22 protein-coding genes are annotated in these 24,156 nt (G+C 42.7%); 4 read left to right on the top strand and 18 right to left on the bottom strand.

Going from position 1 to position 24,156, the window contains the following annotated elements; genetic code table 11:
• Window positions 1-41 precede the first annotated feature (41 nt).
• Window positions 42-830, top strand: coding sequence for a phosphonoacetaldehyde hydrolase (gene phnX / locus RE317_RS07995; RefSeq protein ID WP_005846853.1), 789 nt, complete (start codon window positions 42-44; stop codon window positions 828-830).
• 6 nt (window positions 831-836) lie between these two features.
• Window positions 837-1,925, top strand: coding sequence for a 2-aminoethylphosphonate--pyruvate transaminase (locus RE317_RS07990; RefSeq protein WP_016270463.1), 1,089 nt, complete (start codon window positions 837-839; stop codon window positions 1,923-1,925).
• Window positions 1,926-1,992: 67 nt separating this feature from the next.
• On the opposite strand, the gene RE317_RS07985 is transcribed toward RE317_RS07990, so the two are convergent.
• The 3 genes from RE317_RS07985 to RE317_RS07975 form a co-directional block, all read right to left on the bottom strand.
• Window positions 1,993-3,144: an OprO/OprP family phosphate-selective porin gene (locus tag RE317_RS07985; protein ID WP_016270462.1), complete on the bottom strand. Its 1,152-nt coding sequence runs from the start codon at window positions 3,142-3,144 to the stop codon at window positions 1,993-1,995.
• A gap of 143 nt (window positions 3,145-3,287) precedes the next feature.
• On the bottom strand, window positions 3,288-4,601 hold the full coding sequence (locus tag RE317_RS07980; RefSeq protein ID WP_016270461.1) for a VWA domain-containing protein: 1,314 nt from the start codon (window positions 4,599-4,601) through the stop codon (window positions 3,288-3,290).
• On the bottom strand, window positions 4,573-6,195 hold the full coding sequence (locus tag RE317_RS07975; RefSeq protein ID WP_012055507.1) for an AAA family ATPase: 1,623 nt from the start codon (window positions 6,193-6,195) through the stop codon (window positions 4,573-4,575). Before RE317_RS07975 ends, RE317_RS07980 begins: the two co-directional genes overlap by 29 nt.
• A gap of 250 nt (window positions 6,196-6,445) precedes the next feature.
• On the opposite strand from RE317_RS07975, the gene RE317_RS07970 reads away from it, so the two are divergent.
• Window positions 6,446-7,180, top strand: coding sequence for a bifunctional 2-polyprenyl-6-hydroxyphenol methylase/3-demethylubiquinol 3-O-methyltransferase UbiG (locus tag RE317_RS07970; RefSeq protein WP_110506366.1), 735 nt, complete (start codon window positions 6,446-6,448; stop codon window positions 7,178-7,180).
• Between the two features lie 86 nt (window positions 7,181-7,266).
• On the opposite strand, the gene RE317_RS07965 is transcribed toward RE317_RS07970, so the two are convergent.
• The 15 genes from RE317_RS07965 to RE317_RS07895 all read right to left on the bottom strand — a co-directional run bounded on the left by RE317_RS07965 (window position 7,267) and on the right by RE317_RS07895 (window position 22,039).
• A complete protein-coding gene (locus RE317_RS07965) occupies window positions 7,267-8,136 on the bottom strand; it encodes a F0F1 ATP synthase subunit gamma (RefSeq protein WP_005846837.1) in 870 nt (289 codons plus the stop codon).
• 2 nt (window positions 8,137-8,138) lie between these two features.
• Window positions 8,139-9,731, bottom strand: a complete 1,593-nt coding sequence (atpA, locus tag RE317_RS07960) for a F0F1 ATP synthase subunit alpha (protein WP_005846835.1) — start codon at window positions 9,729-9,731, stop codon at window positions 8,139-8,141.
• A 121-nt stretch (window positions 9,732-9,852) separates the two neighbouring features.
• Window positions 9,853-10,410, bottom strand: a complete 558-nt coding sequence (locus tag RE317_RS07955) for a F0F1 ATP synthase subunit delta (RefSeq protein WP_008667184.1) — start codon at window positions 10,408-10,410, stop codon at window positions 9,853-9,855.
• A gap of 5 nt (window positions 10,411-10,415) precedes the next feature.
• On the bottom strand, window positions 10,416-10,916 hold the full coding sequence (gene atpF / locus RE317_RS07950) for a F0F1 ATP synthase subunit B (protein ID WP_005846830.1): 501 nt from the start codon (window positions 10,914-10,916) through the stop codon (window positions 10,416-10,418).
• 10 nt (window positions 10,917-10,926) lie between these two features.
• Complete coding sequence (gene atpE, locus RE317_RS07945) at window positions 10,927-11,181, bottom strand: ATP synthase F0 subunit C (protein ID WP_005846828.1); 255 nt, start codon at window positions 11,179-11,181, stop codon at window positions 10,927-10,929.
• Window positions 11,182-11,212: 31 nt separating this feature from the next.
• On the bottom strand, window positions 11,213-12,304 hold the full coding sequence (atpB, locus tag RE317_RS07940) for a F0F1 ATP synthase subunit A (RefSeq protein ID WP_005847746.1): 1,092 nt from the start codon (window positions 12,302-12,304) through the stop codon (window positions 11,213-11,215).
• A 424-nt stretch (window positions 12,305-12,728) separates the two neighbouring features.
• The gene (locus tag RE317_RS07935; RefSeq protein WP_005846822.1) at window positions 12,729-12,983 is read right to left on the bottom strand and encodes a F0F1 ATP synthase subunit epsilon; all 255 of its coding nucleotides are present in this window, start codon (window positions 12,981-12,983) and stop codon (window positions 12,729-12,731) included.
• Between the two features lie 8 nt (window positions 12,984-12,991).
• Window positions 12,992-14,527, bottom strand: coding sequence for a F0F1 ATP synthase subunit beta (gene atpD / locus RE317_RS07930; protein WP_005846820.1), 1,536 nt, complete (start codon window positions 14,525-14,527; stop codon window positions 12,992-12,994).
• Between the two features lie 195 nt (window positions 14,528-14,722).
• Entirely contained in the window at window positions 14,723-16,270 is a 1,548-nt protein-coding gene (locus tag RE317_RS07925) for a M28 family peptidase (RefSeq protein WP_022509051.1), read from the bottom strand.
• Between the two features lie 202 nt (window positions 16,271-16,472).
• Window positions 16,473-17,600, bottom strand: a complete 1,128-nt coding sequence (locus RE317_RS07920) for a glycosyltransferase family protein (protein WP_008667179.1) — start codon at window positions 17,598-17,600, stop codon at window positions 16,473-16,475.
• On the bottom strand, window positions 17,597-18,400 hold the full coding sequence (locus tag RE317_RS07915) for a UDP-2,3-diacylglucosamine diphosphatase (protein ID WP_008667177.1): 804 nt from the start codon (window positions 18,398-18,400) through the stop codon (window positions 17,597-17,599). The genes RE317_RS07920 and RE317_RS07915 overlap by 4 nt, the downstream gene beginning before the upstream one ends.
• A 176-nt stretch (window positions 18,401-18,576) precedes the next feature.
• Entirely contained in the window at window positions 18,577-19,014 is a 438-nt protein-coding gene (locus tag RE317_RS07910) for a PepSY-like domain-containing protein (RefSeq protein ID WP_008667175.1), read from the bottom strand.
• A gap of 102 nt (window positions 19,015-19,116) precedes the next feature.
• Window positions 19,117-20,403 carry a HAMP domain-containing sensor histidine kinase gene (locus RE317_RS07905; protein ID WP_008667172.1) on the bottom strand — a complete coding sequence of 429 codons (1,287 nt, stop codon included), beginning with the start codon at window positions 20,401-20,403 and terminating at the stop codon, window positions 19,117-19,119.
• Entirely contained in the window at window positions 20,404-21,081 is a 678-nt protein-coding gene (locus RE317_RS07900) for a response regulator transcription factor (protein WP_005846803.1), read from the bottom strand. It abuts the gene before it with no gap.
• 220 nt (window positions 21,082-21,301) lie between these two features.
• Complete coding sequence (locus RE317_RS07895; RefSeq protein WP_005847758.1) at window positions 21,302-22,039, bottom strand: NigD-like protein; 738 nt, start codon at window positions 22,037-22,039, stop codon at window positions 21,302-21,304.
• A 478-nt stretch (window positions 22,040-22,517) separates the two neighbouring features.
• Here RE317_RS07895 and RE317_RS07890 point away from each other — a divergent pair, with 478 nt between their 5' ends.
• Complete coding sequence (locus RE317_RS07890) at window positions 22,518-24,065, top strand: arylsulfatase (RefSeq protein ID WP_011965849.1); 1,548 nt, start codon at window positions 22,518-22,520, stop codon at window positions 24,063-24,065.
• The last annotated feature ends 91 nt before the right edge of the window (window positions 24,066-24,156 follow it).

Genomic DNA, 24,156 nt, shown 5'->3' with positions numbered 1-24,156 from the left:
ATAAAAATAAAAGTATAACCAAATAAACAACAAACAAGAAGATGAAGAAAATTGAGTGTGTTATTATGGACTGGGCCGGAACGGCTGTAGACTATGGATGCTTCGCTCCGGTAGCCGCTTTCCTGAAAGCTTTTGCCGAGAAAGGACTGACAGTGACAATGGAAGAAGCACGAGGCCCCATGGGTATGACCAAAATAGACCATATCCGTGAATTATTCAAGTTACCAAGTGTGACGGAGCAATTCAAACAAAACTATAACCGCAACTGGACTGAGGAAGATGTGGTATCCATATACAAAGAATTCGAAAAACACTTGTTCGCCTCCCTGGAAGAATATACGACTCCTATTCCCGGTGTAATCGAAGTAATCGAGAAACTGAAAAGGGACGGCATCAAGATAGGTTCCACCACCGGATATACTACTGCCATGATGGACATTGTGCTGCCCGGTGCCGCCGCCCATGGCTATACCACAGACAACTGTGTGACTTCCAACAATCTTCCGGCAGGACGTCCGCAACCCTACATGATTTACCAGAACATGATTGATCTGGCCATACCTTCCGTTCAAAGCGTAATAAAATACGGGGATACGATAGCCGATATCAAAGAAGGTGTGAATGCCGGTGTATGGACTGTCGGTGTGATTCTGGGCAGCAACGAAATGGGACTCACCCAAGAGGAAACCGGAAAACTGCCTGCAGAAGAGTTGAACAGACGCATGGCAGCAGTCAGAAAACGTATGTATATGGCAGGTGCGCATTATGTAGTAAACACCATTGCCGAACTTCCCGAAATTATTGAAATTATTAACCATAAAATGAATTAAACGATTATGAGACCATACTTACTTTTAACCCCCGGCCCTTTAACCACTTCTGAAAGCGTAAAAACAGCCATGATGACCGACTGGTGCACATGGGATGAAGACTACAATGTTCACATCGTAGAGGAAATACGTAAAGGATTGGTACAACTGGCTACACGAAAAACAGATGAGTACACCAGCATCCTGATGCAGGGAAGCGGTACTTATTGCGTAGAGGCGACCTTGGGAAGTGTGATTACGCCCAAACACAAATTATTGATTCTGAGCAACGGTGCATACGGAGAACGCATGGGAAACATTGCAGAATATCATGGAATGAACTATGATATGCTGGCCTTTGATGAAACAGAACAAGTATCTGTGGAGTATGTGGATGATTATCTGGCACACAATGCAGAAATCACGCATGTGGCAGTGGTACATTGCGAAACTACAACCGGTATCCTGAACCCGTTAAAGGAAATAGCCCACATGGTAAAGATGCATGGTAAAAAGCTGATAGTGGATGCTATGAGCAGCTTTGGCGGCGTGCCGTTGGATGTAGAGGAATTAGGCATCGACTTTATGATCAGCAGTGCCAACAAATGTATTCAGGGAGTTCCCGGCTTTGGTTTCATCATTGCACGTAAATCCGAATTACAATATTGTAAAGGAGTATCAAAGAGTCTTTCTCTGGACATCTACGACCAATGGGATGCGATGGAGAAAGGACATGGAAAATGGCGCTTCACCTCGCCTACACATGTAGTGCGTGCCTTTAAACAAGCCATGGACGAACTGGCAGCCGAAGGCGGTGTGGAAGCCCGGCATGCACGCTACTGCCGTAATCACGATGTACTGGTAGAAGGTATGCGGTCACTGGGATTCAAGACCTTACTGAAAGATGAAGTCCAATCCCCTGTCATCACTTCCTTCCTTTATCCTGACAAGGAGTTCGATTTCAAGGAATTCTATCATCAGTTGAAGGAAAAAGGATTCGTCATCTATCCGGGAAAGATTTCCCAGGCAGATACTTTCCGCATCGGGAACATCGGTGATGTGTTCCCCGAAGATTTCAGCAGATTGATTGAAGCTATCAAGACCGTCGCAAAATAAAAAATAAATCTAGCTTTATGGCTCGGGCGCAGTGATTGCGCCCGAATTTGTTTCTACCCTTCTTCCGTTACAAGATCATCTGGAACCGGAGCTGCACGACACTGAAATTCTTATCACTAATCTCCTTTATATGCTTTCCCGGCATCACCCAGCTATAAGCCAGCTTCATCCCTATATGCTTATTCATGTAATAATTCACGCCCAATGAAAAATCCTTTTGAGCCCCTCCCCACACACCGGCTTCCTCATTATTCATATCAAGTATATTAAATCTTCCACACAGCTCCAATGCCCGCCCCACAGGTCTGCCCGGACAAGCCAATGCTTCATCATACCCATATTGCCTGCCTGTCAACAACCAGGAGCATTGCACATATCCGCCATGTCCTGTATAATTTGTGAAATTCTGTTCACGCTTCACCATAGTCCGTATATACTCCCCTTGCAAAAAGAACCTCTGATGAGCGATCATTAATTCCACCCCTTGTTTCAACTGGTACTTTGCATGATCTACCTTGGCGTAAATAAGATTCCGGTTATCAATAGTGCTCACCCCCGGAGATTTATAAATAAACGTATTCTCGTCTTCATCTCCCGGCAATGCACTATCCGGAGTACGATACACCACCGCCGCACCTATGTGTAACAATTTTCCCTCTTCGTTTACAGGACGATACACCAAACGACCGTCTATGGCATATCCTTGTGAAATGTTTTTCACATTACCCAGGTCACTGTCTGTAAAGAAGCCGCCGGAAGCATAATAATGTTTTCCATTGTAGGTATAGGAGGTTCCCATCCGTCTGCCATTGGTCAAAGCCAGCACGATTCCCGGTGACTGGTGAAAACGAAGGTCGTACGTACTGCATAGCATGTCCAAGGTGAAAGGTTCATAAAATTGTCCCACCTGAATAATATGCTTGCCCGAAGTATAAGCAGCAAAGGCATCCTTTATGGAAACCTTATTCCCTACATACCCCACCTCCATTTTCATACTCCAATTCTGATAGGTCGCTTTCACCCCCAACCGCAAGTCATTAAACTCCGTACCGTTACCAAACTGGTTGTCATTCTTTAAATAAACGCCACCATCCATAAGCATCCGTCCGGTCAGTTTACACTTCAAATCCCCGGCAACCGGGTGTTGCGCGCGGGCAACTAAAGCAGCAGAGGGGAATAACAGGCACATCAATGCTTTAACATAAGTCATTCTTCCCATTGTATTCTTTTGTTTTTTACTTTATAACAAATGTAAGAGGAATGACCTATACTAAAAATGAATAACCATTAATTTGATGATGAAGTTATTACGCGCAGAAAGCAAGTAATATTCATTTCATATTTATGTAACAGAATTGTAACTTACATTTCCCAATAACGTTCACAAAGATTCAAGTATTCCATCTCAGGCTTGTTGCCGAACACCAATCCGAAGAAAGAGGTCTTCCTCCGCTTAATCACTTTTACCTGTTCCATTAAATCGCGGGATAAAGGCGGCATCTCGAAATCTGAGATCAATACGATATCCGATTCACGGAAATCATTTCCGTTGATGATATGCGCAGCTTCCCGAAGAGCCGGCTCTATATCCGTTCCACCGTCAAAACGTTTATTCAGAAACTCCGCCAACCTGGGCATATCCCGCCCCAAATCTTCAATCAATAACGATACAGCCTCATCCGAGAAATTGATGACATAACATTTCCGATGGGTTTTCTCCGTCAGTTGCGCTATAGCCAAAATAGCCGATTTGGACAAGATCTCTCTGTTTCCCTGCATGGAGCCGGAAGTATCCACACAGATAATATAGGGTCCTTGCCCCGAAACCTTATGCTTGTCATCCTTTACCGGTTCCGTTTCCTTGGACTGGTAATCGAACAGTTGCAATCTCTTTTCGGCATATCGTTCCATAAATACGGCACGCAGCGCATCATCCGCCAGATAGCAATACTCGACGGGCAGCAAACTGTTCAAATCATTTCCCAAAGTCACCCCTGTTATATCACTATGCGGAGAGTGCCTGATCAGCCTCTTTTTATCTACGCCCGACAAAGAATCGTATTTTTGTTGGTCCCGGTGCTTCTTGCCCAGCAGACGCGCCAATTGCCGGATAGCCGGATTGCGCTTCATCACTGTTTCATACGGAAGCATCCTCCGGTACAAATCAGGATAATTATGAAGCAGCCACTCCATGCGCGACCCCAACAGTTTGTTATCCGACTCCTTTCCTTGCTTCCGGATCAACAAATCAAAACCTTCACATAAACTGTTTATATGCATGTACTGATAGTCATACTCTTTGCGGGTAAGCAACTGATGCCATTTATCCAAAAAGAACTCCTTGGTCCGGGCCCCCTCTCCTCTCAGCAGAGAAGCATTCTCCAGCAAATTGATATAATAGTCAATATTCAGTTCCGCCAGTTCATACCTCTTTTTGAAAGCACCGCGCATCTGCTTCAAGTATTGCAAGAATGCCATATCTGGCAGATGTTCCGAAGAATAGAAAGCCTCCCACTCCGGAGTGTAGCGGGAATAATATTCCTGCAAAGAAGGTGTGGTACGCCGATAGTACATCAACACTTTCTCTTCCAGTTCGCGTTGACGCACCACCCCGTTGCTCACATCCTCCTCGTATGCTTTGAATGTCCTATCTTTCAGTTCCTGAGAATAGATCATCTTCAGATCTCTCAATCTTATATTCCTGGTTCTCTTTTCGGTACGCATCTGCCATTTCGTTCAAATCATTCTTATATCGGTCTATGGTATTCTTCTGGTGGCGAAGCATCCTCTGCATGGAAGCCCGCTGCCTTTCGCTGAGAAACAAATGCTTCTCATAATATTCCGTTTCCGCATCCAGCAGCCCGGACCAATCCTTCTCCACTCTGTCCAACGCTTCGGCCACCGATTTATATTTGGCTCCGAAATCCTCCGGCTCGGGTTCGGGCGGCGGTGGAGGACAATCCTCATAGCACATCAAGTGATATTCATAATTATTGATATAAATGGAACGAAGCCCTTTTTTCAGCGTATATATCTTATTACGCGGAACTTTGGCATGGAGTATGGAATCATATTTCTTCAGAATACAGCAGTTGGCTTTGTACTTGTCCTTATGCAGGTAGAATAATTTACCGGTCTGATCCAGATGTTGATAGTCGGCTGCAAAAATAAGGAGGCGCTCTTTCATCCGGACGCCTTCTACCTGATAATAATAAGTATCGATAACCTGTATGCCCGGATCGTTCACTTCACGCAAACTGTGTTCGGACGATTGTCGGTCTTTCAGTTCTTCAATGTCCTGTTCCAGCCCTTTTATATTCAGCAGATAGCCTTCGGCACTTTTCTGAATGGCAGCATTCACCATCTCCTCTGCCGCCTCCATCTGATCCATCTCACTCCAAAGGCAATAGGACAGCAATGTACAGTCCGAAAGGCGGATAGTGTCCGATCCGTTCAGGAAAGCGGAAGCTTTCAGCAGCTTCACCATTTTCTTCCACCGGCGGTCCGACACATACAGAGGAGACGACACACCCCCCTCATTTTGTATCTGGAGGTTATATTGCTCTATCCGGTCTTTCAAGGCATGAATCACTTCGAAAATAGAGTAATGGATTTTAATGGCAGCCATCTCCTTTTCCCACCGGATGTATTCCTCATCGGTGATCTGCAGTTGCTCGTCCACCACCGGTTCCGTTTCATCCGTAGAGGAAATCATCCGGTCAAATTCTCCCATATCCTCAATGCCTCCCACCAGACAGCGAAGCAGGAAACGGTCCCACAAGGCCTCCAGTCCCTGTCCTTGGGCAGGCAGTTCATTGGAAGCGGCAATCAGCCCTTTCAGAGGAACACGGATGGAAAACTGTCCGTTACGGTATATTTTTTCATTGATAATGGTGAGCAATGCATTCTGAATGGCCGGTCCGGCTTTCCATATCTCGTCCAGGAAAGCAATGGTGGCAGAAGGCAGATAACCATCGACAATACGCTCATACGTATCTTCGTCTTTCAGTTTGGAAATGGAGACAGGACCGAATATTTCGTCCGGCGTACTGAATCGTGACATCAGATATTCAAATGCGGAAGCGTTGCGGAATGCCAGTTTCAGCCGGCGCCCTACCATACTTTTAGCTACTCCCGGAGGGCCTAAAAGGAAAATGCTTTCCCCTGCCACAGCCGAAAGCAGAGCCAGAGCCACAATATGCTCCTTTTCAAAAACCCTTTCATTCAGTTGTTGTAACAGAGATGCTATACGAGGTTTCAATGTATTCATAAAAATTATCGACTAATGATGATCAACTAGTGGTGCATTAACCACCAACCACTCCTTGTTTCTTATGCAAATATCTGAAAAAAGGATGTATTTCTCATTAGAATGTATTTTTTCTTTTTGCAGAATTGCTGTTTTTTCATGATAGATTGGATAAGTTACAGTGACAAGGTTTATATCTTACACAAGCATGTAGTATTTTCTCCACTAAATTGCCTACCTTTGCAACTTCAACAACAAACAATGATTCCAAATGAAAACAAACTTGCTTTCCTCCGATAAAGACCCGATGGGAACTGCCATCGCCGATTATTTCCACCACAACAAAGCAGATAAGTTACGTGTATTTTCCTCACAGTTCGAGGAAGACGAAATACCCGTGAATCAATTATTCCGCCCTTATGACGAAATGCCGGAACTGGAACAGATTGCCTTACAAATGGCCGAAGGAAATATTCTGGACGTAGGAGCCGGAAGCGGCTGCCATGCACTGGCCTTGCAAGAGATGGGAAAAGAGGTATGCGCCATCGACATTTCCCCCCGTTCTGTAGAAGTAATGGAAAAAAGAGGGGTAAGGAATGTCCGTCAGATGAATCTTTTCGATCCGCATTTTCTAGAAACATTCGATACAATCCTCATGCTGATGAACGGATCGGGCATTATCGGGAAGTTGGAAAATATGGCAGCTTTCTTTCAAAAGATGAAACAACTGCTTCGCCCCGGGGGATGTATCTTGATGGATTCCAGTGATCTCCGTTATCTTTTTGAAGATGAGGACGGGAGTTTCCTGATTGATCTGGCAGGAGATTATTATGGCGAAATAGACTTCCGGATGCAATACAAAAATATAAAAGGAGATTCTTTCGACTGGCTTTATGTCGATTTTCAGACACTCAGCCTGTATGCTGCCGGGAATGGATTCGAGGCGGAGCTTATCAAAGAGGGGGAGCACTATGATTATTTAACCCGCCTTCGATGGAAGGGATGACACTTATAGAAAGATTCCGATAAACTTGTTGCATGATATTCAAATTCTTGGGGCAAGATGCTGCGTATCTTGCCCCAAGAAAAAAATCAGGCCATTGAACCGCCTACTATATCCAACAGTTCATTGGTAATTGCCTGTTGGCGGCTCTTATTGTACATCACCGTCAGATCCTGCAACAAATCATTCGCATTGTCTGTAGCAATCTGCATAGCCATAGTGCGGGCGGCATGTTCGGAAGCATTCGAATCCAGTAATACCGTGAACATCTTCATACGGAGTACCTTCGGGAGCAATTCCCCCATCACCACATCTACAGACGGTTCCACAATATAATCGGGTATCCTGCCTTTGTCCTCCTCTTTCTTCTCTTGTGTCAAGTCTATCGGAAGATAGGTTTCACGCGTCAGGACCTGTACTGCTGTAGAACGGAAATGGTTGTACAGCAACTCCACCTTGTCTATGTCACGATGCAGAAAGCGCCTCATCAAGTCCTCTGCCAAGGCGGCAGCTTCCTGATAGGAAGGTTTATCCGCCATATGCTGGAAATCGCCTTCGGCCTTGAATCCCAATTTCTTCACACCTTCCGCTACCTTTCGGCCTACCGGGTACAAAAGCACGTTCTCCATACCCAGGGACTTGTATTCATCCAGAATAACCGTCAGATGCCTGATGATATTTGCATTGAACCCGCCACACAGACTGGTATTGGAGGCAAACACGACGATAGCCACACGCTTCACTTCACGTTTCACAATGAAAGGAGACTCCACCTCACTATCCGCACTCAGAAAATTGGTCAGGATGTGATTCAGCCTTCGTTCGTAAGGAAGCATGTTTTCTATGGCAGCCTGCGCCTTATGCAACTTGGCAGAGGCTACCATCTTCATAGCCGAAGTAATTTTCCGCGTATTATTTACTGAGGCTATTCTTCCTTTTACTTCTTTCAGTGATGCCATGACTATTCGTTCACTTTAAATGGTTGAGCCGTATCAGCTGCTACTTTCTCTATAATTGCAGTTACATCATCATTTATCACACCGCTTGACAATACATCAAGCACATCTTTCTGATGGTCGGCACGCATCATTTCCAGGAATGATTTCTGGAAATCCTGCACCTTATGCAAGGGTACATCACGCAGCAAACTATGTGTACCACAATAAAGGATGGCTATTTGTTCTCCGACGGGCATCGGACTGTACTGCGGCTGTATCAGCAACTGGTTGTTCTTACGTCCCCGGTCGATAGCCATTGCCGTTACAGGATCCATATCACTGCTGAACTTGGAGAAAGCCTCCAGTTCGCGATATTGTGCCTGATCGATCTTCAATGTACCTGCCACCTTCTTCATGCTCTTGATCTGGGCACTACCTCCCACACGGGATACGGAAATACCCACATTGATAGCCGGACGGAAACCCTGGTTGAACAAATCGGTTTCAAGGAATATCTGACCGTCTGTAATGGAAATGACATTGGTTGGAATATACGCGGAAACATCACCTGCCTGTGTTTCGATAATAGGCAATGCAGTCAGTGAACCACCTGCCTTTACCTTGCCTTTCAAACTGGGTGGAAGGTCATTCATCTGTTCGGCCACTTCCTGCTGGTTGATAATCTTCGCCGCACGCTCCAACAATCGTGAATGCAGATAGAAGATATCACCGGGATATGCCTCACGACCGGAGGGACGACGCAGAATCAAGGATACTTCACGATAGGCTACGGCTTGCTTTGACAAGTCATCATACACTACCAAGGCATCCCGGCCGGTGTCACGGAAATACTCTCCGATAGCCGCTCCGGCAAACGGAGCAAAATACTGCAATGCAGCCGGATCGGCAGCAGTGGCAGCTACCACTATGGTATAATCCATCGCACCGCGTTCACGCAGCGTATTCACCAGACTGGCTACAGTAGACCCCTTCTGACCAATAGCTACATAAATGCAATATACAGGTTTTCCCGCTTCATAGTTGGATTTCTGATTCAAAATCGTATCTATAGCGATAGAGGTTTTTCCGGTCTGACGGTCCCCGATAATCAACTCACGTTGTCCACGCCCGATAGGAATCATGGCATCCACAGACTTCAGCCCTGTCTGCAAAGGCTGGTTCACAGGCTGACGGAAGATCACTCCGGGAGCTTTACGCTCCAAAGGCATTTCGCACAATTCCCCGCCAATCTGTCCGCGGCCATCCAATGGTACGCCTAACGGATCGATGACACGCCCTAACATACCTTCGCCCACATTAATAGAAGCAATGCGTTTGGTACGTTTCACCACCATTCCTTCCTTAATCTGATCAGTAGGACCTAGCAATACCGCACCTACATTGTCCTCCTCCAGGTTCATCACGATAGCCATGATACCGTTTTCAAACTCCAGCAACTCATTGGCTTCCGCGTTGCGCAGACCGTAAATACGTGCTACGCCATCGCTCACTTGCAGCACATTCCCCACCTCGTCAAATTGCAGGTGGGTGTCGATGCCTTTCAGCTGCTGAAGTAAAACTTCGGATACTTCGCTGGGTTTTATATTTTCAGACATAATCTTTTTACATTAAAAATTGAAAATTAAAAATTAAAGTCCGACCAGGTATTAACCTTAAATTAAAAACCAAAAGATACAAACTGATATACTTTTACTTTCTAACTTATAATTTTTAATTTTATACTATTCTTCTATTTTTAGCTATAAACTGTTGCTTTACCCGTTTTATCTGGTTAGCTACGCTCGCATCCAATCTGTAAGTTCCGATTTCAAAGATAAAACCACCTTCCAGTTTCGGATCTATTTTGGTTTTGAACTCTACAGTTCCATGAGTTTTCTCTACGACCAATGCCCGTATGCGGTTGACTACCTCTTCCGCTACCGGACAAACAGTCGTGATTTTACCGACGCTGATATTCTTCTGTTTCCGATAAAGGTCAATGTATGACATAATCATAAACTGCAAAAATTTCTCTCTTCTTTCCTCCAGTACCAATTCCACAAAGCGTTTCAATTCTTCGCTCACCTTACCTCCTCCGGCGGCTTCGCAAATCAGTTTCAACTTTGTTTCAGCAGGCAATACAGGATTATCCAATGCCTGTCGAAGTTCGGGGATTCTCGAGAAACTATCTGCCAATATTCCGGCTTCCTCATAAACAATATCCTCTGTCCCCTTTTCGTCGGCATAGGCCAGCAAAGCCTTAGCATAACGCATTGAAATGACTCCTATATACATAACAATCAGTCTTTAGAAACAGTTAATTCATCCAGCAAACGGTCAATCATTTCCATTTGTTCTTTCTCATCATCGAGGTTCTTGCGCAAAACCTTCTCAGCAATGTCGACAGACAGTACAGCTACTTGGCGGCGGATGTCGCTGATAGCGCTGTCTTTTTCTGCCTGAATCTGCTTTTTCGCTTCATCCAGCAGTTTCTGTCCTTCAACCTGAGCCTGTGTTTTGGCTTCCTTCAGAATACGTTCGCGGGTTGCGACCGCTTCATTCAGGATGCGCGCCTGCTCCTCGTGAGCCTTAGCCAATATCATTTCACTGTCTGCTTTAATATTAGCCAATTGCTCATTGGCTTCACGTGCAGCAAGCAGTGACTTGTCTATATATTGTTTTCGCTCATCCACCATTCTGGTGATCACCGGAAAACCGTATTTTGCCAAAATGACAAAAACGATACCGAAAACGATGACCATCCAGAATAACAGACCGCTATCAGGTGTTAATAATGACATGCTAAATTAATTATAAGAACAAAGTTAATAAACAAACAATAATGGCGATCAGGGCCACACCTTCTACCAACGCGGCGATAATAATCATATTCATACGGATATCTCCTGCCGCCTCCGGCTGACGGGCAATTGCCTCCATGGCAGAACCACCGATTTTACCGATACCGATACCTGCACCGATTACTGCAATAGCTGCTCCAAGTGCAGCACCTAATTTCCCTAAACCTGCCGCAGCAGCGGACTGTAATAAAACTGCTAGTAACATAATAGTTTGTTTTTTGAATTAATTATTTAATTTATTTCATTTCTTTTTCTTCACGCATCTCTTCTGTACGGGACAACCCGATAAAGACCGCGGACAACATGGTAAATACGTATGCTTGAATAAATGCGACCAATAATTCCAGCGCAGTCATAAAGATTCCGAATGCCACAGCAACAAATCCCATGGAACCATTGATCAGAGGTCCCATATTCGCCGTAATAAAAATGATGGATATCAAACTGAGAATAGCAGCATGACCGGCCATCATATTGGCAAACAAACGGATCATCAATGCAAATGGCTTCGTAAAGATTCCGAAAATCTCAATAATCGGCATCATCGGGAACGGAGCCTTCAACCACCAAGGAACATCAGGCCATAGAATCTCTTTCCAATATTCCTTGTTCCCCCATAGATTCACAGCCAGGAACGTACAGATAGCCAGCACAAAGGTAACGGCAATATTACCTGTAATATTCGCACCGCCGGGGAAGAAAGGAATCAATCCCATCAGATTATTGATCAGGATAAAGAAGAAAGCCGTCAGCAGATAAGGTGCATAACGCTTATAATCCTTACCGATACAACCCTTTATCACATCATCATTGATTGCCAGGATACAAGCTTCCATCATGCCCACCATTCCTTTAGGAGCTTCCTTTTCTACTGGATGTTTTTTGTACCAACGGGCACAACTCAACACTAGAATCACCAGAATGGCACTATTGACAAACAACCCGGTAACATTCTTTGTAATAGAGATATCCAAAGGTTTTACTTCGTTACCGCTAGCATCCTTTTCCACTATCTTACCTTTATATTCACCGTCTTTAGCAATGTACAGTCCTTCATACTCTCCGTTTCCTTCCTCAAACCTAGAAGAAAGAAAAACGTGCCATCCTGTACTGCTTTTTACGATTACCGGCAGTGGTATAGCTATAGGTGTATCTCCTATGTCAGTGATATGCCATTCATACGAATCACCTATATGTCCGAAAACGATTTCATTTACGTCTACCTGCTGCTCTTTATAGTCAGTTTCCGACTCTTCCCGGGCATTGGCTCCTTGCAGAAAAGCGATCAGCAACATTAAAACCGTTCCTATATATCGTAAACTTCTCATATTACTTATACTTGTACCTATTACTTTTATGTTTTATCTCAAAATGAAAAAAGAAGCGGGTTTCAAAAATCAGAAAGATAATATAGAATACCATGTAAGTTCCTATAAATGACAGTACTTGATGTGCCACCGCCACTGCATAGACGGACATAATCAAGATGCTCAACATCATCTTCGTCACTTTCGCCACCAAGTAAACCGCCACCATTTTTTGCGGACTTACCCGATAACAGCATCCGAACATAAATATGTAAAAGAGGCCGAAAAGATAAAAAAATATCGGTATGGAGGGATACCAGGCAAAATAATACCTAGGCAACAAGGTGTGAAATACCAAGGCTCCTCCCCAACTCAATACAACCATTAATATGGTCAACGATATGATAAATTTTCTCTTTACGGCTAACAAAAACATAATTATGTATTAGATTTCCACACAGGCCGAAACTATATTGTCCCTCACCTCAACGAACCCACTCGATATTCCAATTGATTTCTCCAATTCGTCCTCCGTGTATTTTATCTCGCCTTTTATCAGTGATGATATCAGCGGAGCATGATCATACAGGACAGAAAAAGAGCCTAATTCCCCCGGTAGTGTCACTATTTCCACTTTGCCGTCAAACAAAGTACTTTCCGGAGAAACCACTATCAAATGAAGATCTTCATGATGTTCCATACTTACTTTTATTTCTTATGGCTGGCAGCATCCAGCAACTTCTTTCCCTTTTCTATTGCTTCCTCTATCGTTCCTACATTCAGGAATGCCTGTTCCGGCAAGTAATCCACCTCACCGTCCAAAATCATCTTGAATCCTTTTATCGTATCTTCGATAGAAACCATGACACCCGGCACACCTGTAAACTGTTCGGCTACGGCAAACGGTTGTGAAAGGAACCGCTGCACCCGACGCGCACGGTTTACAGTCTGACGATCTTCATCACTCAATTCGTCCATACCCAAAATAGAAATGATATCTTGCAACTCCTTGTTGCGCTGCAAAATCTGCTTCACACGCTGAGCCACATCATAGTGCTCCTGCCCTACAATCAGCGGATCAAGAATACGTGAGGTTGATTCCAACGGATCTACAGCCGGATAAATACCCAGTTCGGTAATTTTACGGCTCAATACGGTCGTTGCATCCAAGTGAGTAAATGTAGTAGCGGGCGCAGGGTCTGTCAAGTCATCAGCAGGTACATACACAGCCTGTACCGAGGTGATAGAACCATTCTTGGTAGAAGTGATACGTTCCTGCATCTGTCCCATTTCCGTTGCCAGTGTCGGTTGGTACCCCACGGCTGACGGCATACGGCCCAACAAAGCCGAAACCTCGGAACCTGCCTGAGTGAAACGGAATATATTGTCGATAAAGAACAAAATGTCACGTGGTCCGTTGCTGTCACCGTTTTTGCGGTCACGGAAAGATTCGGCAACGGTCAGCCCCGAAAGGGCAATGGAAGAACGCGCGCCGGGAGGCTCGTTCATCTGTCCGTACACCAATGTGGCCTGTGACTTTTCAACTTCATTATAATCTACTTTGGAAAGATCCCAATGACCTTCTTCCATGCTTTTCTTAAATTCTTCTCCGTAGCGGATTACACCAGATTCAATCATTTCACGCAACAGGTCGTTGCCTTCACGTGTACGTTCACCGACTCCGGCAAAAACAGAAAAGCCGTTATGTTTCTTGGCAATGTTGTTAATCAGCTCCATAATAAGCACGGTCTTGCCTACACCGGCCCCCCCAAACAATCCGATTTTACCACCCTTTGAATAAGGTTCCAGCAAATCAATAACCTTGATACCTGTGAAGAGCACTTCCTGCACAGTAGACAATTCATCAAACTTAGGGGGCTCACGGTGAATGGGAAACGCCCCTTCCTTACTCAACGGGCGCATACCGTCCACAGCTTCACCTACTACGTTCATCAACCGGCCTTTAATCTGATTACCAACCGGCATAGTAATAGGATGTCCTGTCGGAATTACTTCCATACCACGTTGCAAACCGTCCGTACTATCCATAGCTACAGTACGCACTGTGTCTTCACCAATGTGTTGTTGAACTTCCACGACTAGAATTCTGCCGTCATTGCGTTTGATAGTCAATGCATCATGAATGCTTGGAAGAAGCAGATCGGTGTCGATGCCTTTGCCCTCAAAATACACATCGACTACCGGTCCGATAACTTGTGAAATATGTCCAATAATCTGTGACATAAGCTTCTATTTACTTTTATTTGATAATTTACCTTTTCTATATTAACAAATATCGCAGGCTTTTTGTTTACCTACCTTTTGCTTTATATGCGCAGCAAAGGTAAAGATTATCTCAGTAGATTGAACTTAAGCTAACATTTTTTACACATCAATACGACATTATTCCACCAAAAGAAGAAAAAAAGAACATTTCCGCTACTTTTTGTGCATTCCTTCACGAGATAACTGTTTACTTAAATTAGCAATTCCCAAAGCAACCACTGCTGTTACCGTAGCTGCATGCTCTTGGTATTCTGGTATATTCTTCGTATAAAGATCACGTTCCGTATGCCATATTTCCCCATAAGAGAAATTATATCCTTTTATGTCTTGTGTATTGAAACCAAAAGTAGGCACTCCTTCCACTGCAAAAACACTGGCATCCGTACCGCCGCTTTGAGTAGGACGTTTAAAGGGTTTCGCTACCTTTACCTCAAACGGATAATCCGCACGGATCTCTTTCACAGGCTTGCACACTTCCACAAAATCATCATACATAGCCTGAGGAACGGAGATTCCCACCGGTGGAGTCGGCCCTCCGTCCCGGTTGAACAGATTGGCAATCTTTCCCAATTCTTTTGCATGAGTCTTGACATATGCTTTTGCACCCAATAATCCAAATTCCTCTCCAGCAAAAGCCACAAACAGTATAGTACGTTTAGGTTTTGCACCGGAAAGTGCAATCATACGGGCAGCCTCCATCATAGGACCAATGCCTGTGCCACAGTCTATACCACCGGTTGCCACATCATAAGAATCAAGATGTCCGCTTATAATAACATATTCATCCGGATATTTAGTGCCCTTAATGGATGCTACGACATTATGATATTTCACAGGACCTAGTTTGAAATGATTACGAATATCAAATTCCAGCCAAAAGTTCCGTCGTTCTTTCACCATCTGTTTAATAATCTTGTATTGATGTTCATCCAACTTGATATCACAGACTTCGGGCAAATTATCAAACGTAGTATGGGGATCATTCAATAAAGCACGATCATACAAAGCACGTAAAGGTACAGGTGCCGACTGAATAAAGCCAAGTGCTCCTGCCTCACACATCTCTTTATAAAATAGTCCCGGCATTTCACGCAAAGGCTTCATGGCATGTTTGGTTCCTTTGCTCCAATTCTCTTCCATCAAGGCAGCATTCTGCTTTTCTATTTCTATATTTTCAGCTTTGATAGCAGCTCTCAACGAATCTCCTTTAGCAGAACGGTCAACAGGCCAACCTACATTTTCACCTGAGATCAACACCCAAGCGCCTTTCAACTGATGTTTCATGCGGTCCAGCTCTTCTTGAGTACGGGGCTCTATCAAAACATGCCCGCGTTGCAGACCTTTAGTACCTGAAGTGTAGGATGGAGTGACAAAATGCAGATCCATTGCCTGATCTCCCCCGATTAAACGTCCGAACCATGGACCACGGTTAAAACCTACCGGCAGTTCTCCAGCTTCTTCCAAGCGTACATCAATACCCCATCGTTTATATTCACGCATCATCCACTCGGCTGCATTCTCATACGCATCCGAGCCTATAACTCTTCCCCCAAAACGATTGGTGAGAATATCCAACTGATGCATCACCCGGTTATCTGTTTGGCCCGTTTCAATGATTTTCTTTACGGCGGCAGGTTGGGCAAAAGTAGTCCCTGCATACAAAGAAGCAGCTATAACAGCTGCCATGCACATTTTGTTCATCATGGTATTTCTGTTTGTTAGTTGTTAACGATTACAAATATATAGCAAATTTTGGAACTTCAACTATTAATTTCCAACAATTTATCAGGAGAAACCGAATATTTTTGAAGTCGTACAATACAAACAGTATTAAAATGAAAGTTTATTCAACTTTCATTTCTTTCTGGCGCACACAACCATGACTAGAGTTTTTATACGAAACTCAAATAAACTCTTCCACCAAATACATCTCGTTGAATAAAACTTGTTGATAATTGGAAGAATCACTCTCCAATAAATTTAACAAAGTATACTCAGCTCCACGTACCCAATACACAAAATCACGATTGGGATGGTAATCCTTCGCAAATTCCAGCAACTGTTGCAAATTAAAATCGGAGGAAATGATACCCGCACCGCTTTTTTCGGCATCATATGCATTACAGTCCTGTTCTATATGGGCAGGAACCATCAGAATAGGCTTGCCTAAATACATGGCCTCGCACACCGATTCAAATCCGGCAGTACTGGCATAAGCCTTGCATCCCGCCATCTGCCTCAAAAATTCCACATCATCCAGTTGATAAAAGCTCAATGTATTATCCACTCTCTTCACCGGTTCCTCCTCCCACTTGTCCCAAAAGAAACGAAGCGGTATCCTGGGATGTTGCCTGTGCCATTTCATTACATTTTCACTGAAACCCGCATTAACCATATAGCCATGTATATAGTCACCGGAATAAGGTTCATGTAAAGTCACTTCCTTACGCAACAAGGGAGGAATCACACGGATATTATTCTGAGGATCATCCTTCATGTAACGAAAAGAAAGAGCCAAACGTTCCTTCGCCCCCAAGCTGGTCAGTACGGTAAAAAACTTCAAAAGAGCCAAGCTTACTTTATCAGCCTTCGGAAATTCAAAACTTTTATGCAAGAACAGATATTGATGTCCTATGCAGATTTGCGGAACAGAGGGACGGAACAGGAAATAAGTCAGTCCGGTCAGCAATTCATAGAAATTGATAACCCTGTCCGCACCACTGGCCTCGATACGCTGACGAATGTAGTTAATGCTATTGATATACACAGGAAGTTTCACTAGATTATACGCTACGCTCCGCATCAAACTCACCCGTTTGTTGGCTGGTGTAGGCAGAAAATTAGGACTGACAAAACGTTTTATGGGAGCATGGATGTTACGATTGAAAAATCCCGGCAAGCGGCGCGAACTACTTTTACCTACCAGTACTTCCACTACTTCGTGACCGTTCCGGCGCAATATTTCCTCCAACGTAATGGCTTGAGTAAGATGTCCTCTCCCCTCACCCTGTACTATAAATAAAAATTTCATGAGGCTGTATGTATTAGGGTAAACTCTTTATTATCTTCATTCTCATCAGCTAGTACATGATGGTATTCCATGATATTCCAATTCCCGTCCGCATCCTCAGTCAGTGCCGAAAGGCTTTCTACCCAATCGCCCGAATTCAGATAATGAATACCATCATAATAGGTATTAGCCGGATGATGGATATGACCACAAATCACTCCGTCACATTTACGTACACGTGCAAACTCCACCAATACTTTCTCAAAGTCCGATATATAGGAAACAGCCGACTTTACTTTTTGTTTGACGGCCTGTGACAGAGAATAATACGGTTTCCCCCGTTTGGTACGATATTGGTTATAAAAGCGGTTCGCCCATAAGAGGAATGTATAACCTGCATCGCCCAACCGGGCTAACCATTTCATCTGTGTGGTAACCCGGTCGAATAGATCGCCATGTGTCACATAATAACGCTTTCCATGTGTTTCAAGGATGTATTCTTTGACGATTTTTACGTTATAGAATGTCATAGGGACCAAGCCGTCCAGGAAATCATCGTGGTTGCCACGCACATAAATTACTTCAGTACCGAAGTTCTCCATCATTTTCATGATAACCTTAAAGAAATCAGTATGTTTTGCTTGCCACCTCTTAGTACCCGCCTTACGCAAATGCCAACCATCTATAATGTCTCCGTTCAATATCAGACGGTCACAATTGACAGATTTCAAAAAGTTACTGACCTCTATTGTTTTAGAATGAGAGGTTCCCAGATGGATATCCGATAAAACCACTGTAGGATAATACGTTCTCAGATGCATATCTTTATTATTAAAACTATGCAAATATCCATGTTATCTGTTACAAGATCGTGTCGGTAAAATTACTATGCTATTAAAATTAATGAAAAGACAGGCCGTTTCTTCATGGAACAAGAAACGGCCTGCAAAGCTTCAGTTTATCATACATAAACCATACTTCAATCTATAACTAACAATTAATTGTCAATATCAATCACATTGAACTGCATATCAAACTTTATCTCCCAACCATTAGAAAGTTTCACTTCATAGTCATGCTTGTCCCTCTCGATCTTGAGCATCTTGGCATCGGGGTAATTCGTAGCAACGTACTTTTTTATTGCTTCAGGAACCACAGCGACAGGTACAGCGCTGTATTTGCAATTCACTTCTGTCCAAATACCTTTTTTATCGAATTCCAGTTTGTCTCCATTAGTAAAAATCACATCATAGCTTTTATCAAACCAGTCTGTTTCCATTTTAGCCATCGCCACCTTATTATCGGGGAAATGAGTTTTGATAAAAGTCTGTGCAGTCTGAGGCAATTGGTTTACTTGAATAGGTTTGTCATCATCCGCCCATACCACTGTTTGCAACGTAAATAAGCACACTAACAATAATAATACCTTTTTCATAATCGTCATTTTTTTTATTTGGTTCTACATTCTGTTTTCTGATGCAAATATGAAGGGAGATTCTGAAAAGAATTTGAAATTCTAAAAAAAACACGATTTTTTTTATTGATTATGAGTGGATGCATAAAGTGTAAAACAATGCTCCCCGCTCTTATATTCATAGCAAAGCCTGAGAGCCTGCATTTTACATATCGTATCTGCTATTGCCAAACCTAGACCGGTAGAGCCTTCTTTTTTCTTTCCTTGATAAAAACGCTCAAAAATACGCCGGGCATCCAGCGGTTGTGCCGCCCCTGTATTGCAGAACATCACACTGTGGGGAGTAATGACAATCCGGATGTGTCCACCGTCCATATTGTGTACAAAAGCATTCTTCAACAAATTGGTAAGCAACACCACTGCCAATGTTTCATTTATCGTAAGATAGAAAACACCTTCTTCCTCTATACTTGTTATGATCTCACGATATTGATACACTTCTTTATAGTCCTCCAGATATTGCCTCAATAATTTATTCACTTCTACTTGGACAGTATCCGTAAATTGACCGTTCTCTATCTTCGAAAGCAATAACAAAGACTTGTTCAGCTTCGTTATATGTTCCAAAGTCTGGTGGGTTTTCATCAACTCCTCCAATTGGCTTTCTGAAAGATTTTCATCCTCCATCAGCATCTCCAACCGATTACGACAAATAGCCAGTGGTGTCTGCATCTCATGAGATGCATTACCAATAAATTGTTTTTGCTGTTCGAACATCTGCTCACTGCGCTCTGCATAACGAACAGCCGCTTCATTTAATTTTCTGAATTCTGAAACCCGGGTATTATTTTGTAAAGGCTCGTTTACCTTACCGATACGATATTTATCCAACCAATGAAGCAATACATAAAGAGGACGCATATTCCGATAAAACACCCACACATTAATAACAATTATAGTCAATAATAAAGCGATATAAAGAAAAATAATCCAACCTGCCATAGCATCTTTCAAATCTTCTTTTTCTATAGAAGGAATCGCTACCGTCAATTCAAAAAACTTTTCGCCATCATCCTTAAAAATGGTCGTAAGGATTCGTGCAGGTTCAGTTTCATCTTTTTCAGGAATATAAACCATAGAATCTTTATAAATGATATCATCACAAGATCCTGCATATTCCTTCGTCACTTCACGCAGGAAATACTGATTGTTGGAAGCTGTATTTTTAGAAGGAAGCTCCTCTCCCGCCAATGCACGTATGATGATAATTTCCGAATAATCCTCCAATGAGTCATCCACTTCATCATTCACCTCATCCATTACAGCAAAATAGAAAAGGATGGCCCAGCCGGTCAATAAAACCGACAACACCAACGATATACGGATAATGATATAATAAATCAGTTTCATTTATTCCACTACCATTTTATATCCAAAACCATAAACAGCCTTCAGTTCAGGAGTAGCTCCAGCCTCTTTCAATCTCTTTCGTAAATTCTTGATTTGGGCATAGATAAAATCAAAATTATCGACTTGATCTATATGGTCGCCCCATACGGATTCGGCAAGTGTGCTTTTATTAACCAATCTGCCGGGACGGTTCATAAAATAAACCAGAATATCATATTCCTTACGGTTCAGTTCAAGCTTCTTTCCAGCTACGGTCACCCCATATTTATCGGGAAAAATTTCTATATTTCCGTATTTGATACTATTTTCCCCACCTTGCTGATGACGGCGTATCACACTTTTGATACGTGCATTCAGTTCCACCAAATGAAAAGGTTTAGGCAGATAATCATCAGCTCCGAGCTCCAATCCTAGTACTTTGTCTTCTATAGAGTCTTTGGCTGAAAGGATGATCACATTTTCCCGTTTATGCATTTCTTTCAACTTTTCCAACAAATCCAGGCCACTGCCATCCGGCAACATAATATCCAGCAAAATGCAGTCATAATCATAATCCTCTATCTTTTGTAATGCGGTACGGTAATCGGCAGCAATTTCCACCACATAACGCTCCTTTTCCAATGAGCGCTGAGTCACTTCACGCAAATTAGCATCGTCTTCTACTAATAGTATTTTCATAAGTCCTACTTTTGGTTCTTAAAGACAAAGAAACAAGATAATTCTGAAAAAACACTGAAATAAGAAAAAAAACGAAGAAACCATACAATTTTTTCCATCACCCAACTAATAAACAACAAATATCAAACTAAAAACCGTTATCAACTATACAATCAGCCCCCTGCATCTACCACAACAAGACGCAAGGGGCCACACACAACTCTCTCTAATCAAACCCTAATTATTTGATTTCCATTTGAGAAAAATCCATTTGGCTCAAGCCTACTGGTGACGGTGTTTCTTTTAAATCAAAAGAGACTTCCTTTTCACCATTTTTAGCCGAGTTTATTTTTACCTTTATACCCTTTGTTTCCGATGTTATTTCCAAAGAATTCAAATTAAAGGATACCGCACCGTTTCTCCAATAACCAGTAGTATCAGCATACGTATTGTAACGATATTCTAAATGAATATAGCCATCCTGATCGGGCGTAATTGTAGTGTTCTTTACCAAACTAACCAAATGTTTCACTTTAGAAGGCATGTTCTGATTAAAAATAATATTCAAATAACCGCCACTAATCCACATATTACCTTCAAATATATCTACAGGATCATTTCCAAATTCTTCTTCATTCTCTGCTGTCAGCTCCTCTATAGGTTTAGTTAGAATTTCCTTTATACTCAACACTTTGACTGAGCAATCATATCCTTCCGGATAATTATCATACAAAGGATTGAAATAAAGAATAACCCGTTGTCCATCTATCGGGGAATACCAAAAATAATCAGTCGTTGCAGGCCAGATTTGTCCCCATCTGTCACCTGTAAAGTCATAAACATGGGCACCTTTCACATTTACAGTAGCCCAATCCACTGCCACATCACCAAGAGAGTAACCATCATCATCATCACATGATTGGAAAGTGACTCCCATAACTGCCAGGAATGCTAATAATAAAAGGTTCAACTTTTTCATAACTATAATGTATTAATCTATTTTCTACTCTTAAAAGTAAGAAAGAGATCGAATACTGCATATCATCCATTAATATTAACTTATTTTCAGTAAAAGTCTTGTAGAAAAACCAGATTCATCAAGGAAATAATAGAAACTTCCCGATTCGTCACGAACCGGGAAGCTTAAAACTGAGTTATATACAGATTTTCCCATTCAGGGGGAACATGGCTTTTCAGCCTTGTTTTGTTAAGGCAAATGGTTATATATTTTAAAGTTTAGTTTTTAGTGTATTATATTAATTTACATAACAAAAAATATGCCATGGGGCACATCGGCATCCAATACTCTAAAAATCAACAAAATAACCATTATTTCATTTTTCACATTATGTAGAAATACCACAATTTCATTCCACAATTTTGTAGAATTAATCCCCGTTTTTAAAATATATCTTTATCTTTGTAGAATTGATTACTCACTAAACAATATAATTACTATGAAAAAAAGACATTACGGAATGCTTTCATTGGCACTTACTTCATGCTTGGCTGTTCATGCGGAAAACAAAAATCAAAATACAGACAAGCCCAATGTTATCTTCATCTATGCTGATGATTTAGGATATGGTGACTTGGAGTGTTATGGAGCAAAAAACGTACAAACTCCAAATGTCAACCGTCTGGCATCCGAAGGGATACGATTTATCAACGCACACGCCACCGCCGCTACCAGTACCCCATCCAGATATTCCATGCTGACCGGAGAATATGCATGGCGTAAACCCGGAACAGATGTAGCTGCCGGCAATGCAGGAATGATTATACGTCCCGAGCAATATACTATGGCAGATATGTTTAAAAGCTCCGGATATGCCACAGGAGCATTTGGCAAATGGCATTTAGGATTAGGTGATAAAACTGCACAACAAGACTGGAATGCTCCTCTCTCCGCTTCTCTAGGTGATTTGGGGTTTGACTATTCTTATATCATGGCAGCCACAGCCGACCGGGTTCCCTGTGTATTTATCGAGAATGGCCAAGTAGCCAATTATGATCCTTCAGCTCCGATAGAAGTAAGCTATATAAAAAATTTCCCCGGTGAACCTACCGGAAAAGACAACCCTGAACTTTTATATAATCTGAAACCGAGCCACGGTCATGATATGTCTATCGTGAACGGCATCAGCCGAATCGGTTATATGAAAGGAGGTGGCAAAGCATTATGGAAAGATGAAAATATAGCCGATTCCATTACCGCACATGCAGTTGATTTTATCAAACAACATAAAGACGAGCCTTTCTTTATGTATTTCGCCACTAATGATGTGCATGTTCCCCGTTTTCCACACAATCGCTTCCGTGGTAAAAACAAGATGGGACTGCGCGGTGATGCTATCGCACAATTTGACTGGAGTGTAGGTCAGTTACTCGAAGCCCTCGATAAAATGGGATTGACCCAGAACACATTAATTATTCTTTCCAGCGACAATGGACCGGTAGTAGACGACGGATATGATGACAAGGCAGAAGAGCTACTGAACGGGCACGAACCTGCCGGTAACCTGAGAGGTGGAAAATACAGTGCATTTGAAGGGGGTACCCGTGTTCCTGTAATTGTACACTGGCCTAAAGCCATCAACAAGCCGGAAGTCAGCGATGTGCTTATTTCACAAATAGACTGGCTGGCATCACTAGCTTCTTTGGTAGATGCCCGTATTCCGAAAGGAAGTGCTCCCGACAGCTACAACCGGTTAGCAAATTTATTAGGACAAGACAAAACAGACCGCCCATGGGTTATTGAACAGGCATCCAATCACACCCTATCCGTGCGTACTAAAGATTGGAAATTTATTGAAGGCAGCGATGGTCCTAAAATGATTCCATGGGGTCCGAAAATTGAAACTGGTTATTTAGGTATTCCCCAGTTATATGATATGAAACAAGCAGGTGAAAAGGTGAATTTAGCGACTGAACATCCCGAAAAAGTATTCGAATTACAACAAATATTGAGAAAAGTACGAGATAAAAGTATTCAGATGAAGTAACATGCTGAATACACACCAACCCAATGTTTCCAAAAGGGTGAATCAAGACAAAAGAATCACATAAAGGGTCTTGAATTCACCCTCTTTTTTA

This window comes from Phocaeicola sp. GP0067, from assembly GCF_031119655.1.
Taxonomy (GTDB): domain Bacteria; phylum Bacteroidota; class Bacteroidia; order Bacteroidales; family Bacteroidaceae; genus Phocaeicola; species Phocaeicola vulgatus.
Note: the sequence above shows the minus strand (reverse complement) of the source record. Positions and strands in the feature narration are given on the sequence as shown.